The organism is Burkholderia sp. BCC1977 (assembly GCF_905339595.1).
Taxonomy (GTDB): domain Bacteria; phylum Pseudomonadota; class Gammaproteobacteria; order Burkholderiales; family Burkholderiaceae; genus Burkholderia.
In genome coordinates, this window is the sequence record NZ_CAJPGQ010000136.1 from 1 (window position 1) to 1,277 (window position 1,277).

1 protein-coding gene is annotated in these 1,277 nt (G+C 60.4%); it reads right to left on the reverse strand.

Annotated features, from left to right (window positions below):
• Positions 1-1,201 (reverse strand): IS110 family transposase (locus U5771_RS35075; RefSeq protein WP_322028167.1); only part of this gene is annotated, 1,201 nt, incomplete at its 3' end.
• Between the last annotated feature and the right edge of the window lie 76 nt (positions 1,202-1,277).

The following is a 1,277-nucleotide window of genomic DNA, read 5'->3' on the forward strand; positions in this document are numbered from 1 at the left end:
GGTTCTTCTTGATCATGCTGTAAGCCACGCGAGCCATCTTCGCTGCCACGGCGGTCAGCGCCTTGCGCTTGAGGTCAGCGTCGTCCGGATCTGCATGGACGTAACGTTCATATTTCGAGCGGAATGAGTTCTCCTTCATGCGCACGGCAGCCATGCCTGCCATCCAGAAGGCCAGCCGCAATCGTGCATTGCCGCGCTTGGAGAGTTGCTCACGCCCTCGCTGGGTGCCCGACTGTATCTTCGCCAGGTCGAATCCGCAGTACTTCAGGAACTGACGGTGGTGACCGAAGCGGCGCAGGTCGCCGGCCTCGGCGAGGATAGTCATGGCGATCACCGAGCCAATGCCAGGCAGCGTCTTCAGATGGGCGAAGTCGATATTGTCGTGAAGCTCCGCCTCGGCGCGCGCCTCGATCGCGGCTCGCAGTACGTTGAGCTCCTGGTACCGGCGAAGGGTAATACGGAATGTCTCGACAGCCAGGCAATCCGGCGCGTGAGGCAAGGCAGCGGTGTGTGCAGCTGTTTCCCATATCTCTTCGAGTTTGGCGCGTTTGTTCACCTTGCGGCCGACCAGATCCCATGCAGCAGCCACAAAGCTCTCGCGATCCAGGGCGCGTACGTGCGTCGGTGTCGGAAACTCGAGCAGAAAACGCACGAACCATTCGTTGCGGGTGGTGCACCAGTAGCGGTGCATCTCCGGGAAGTACAGGGGCAGGCTGTGGTTGATCAGAGAGTGCTGCACCTTGGTGCGTGCGCGGGAAACTTGGTAGTAGGTCTTTGCAAGTTCCTGCAGATCATGATGGCCGGCGATCTGCGGGTCCACGTAACGCTGATATGTGCCACGCCTGAGCATTTCCAGGATGACCTGCGCGTCCTTGGGATCGTTCTTGTCCCAAGAGTTGAACATCGCTTCGCGATACCGCGCCTGTGCCACGGAATTGATGCTGACCACCTCGTGCCCGGCCGTGAGCAGGCGGTGAGCCAGCGGGCGATGGTAGTCGCCGGTCGGCTCAAGCGCTACCCGGCAATTGCCGGGTAGCGCTTGAAGGTAACTCAACAGCCGGTCGAAGTCAGGAGCGCTGTTGGTCATCCGGAAGCGCTGACGCTTCCCGTCCGACAACTCGATCAACACAGCGTTCGAATAACGGGCGATGTCGATCGCAACCAAGTTCAGGGGCAGCGTACCTTCCAGCAAGTCGGCCATTTCGGTTTCCTCCGGCGGGCGGTGAACGGGCAATCCAAAGGATGCCCGTTACCCCGGATGGCTGACATTCTGCATG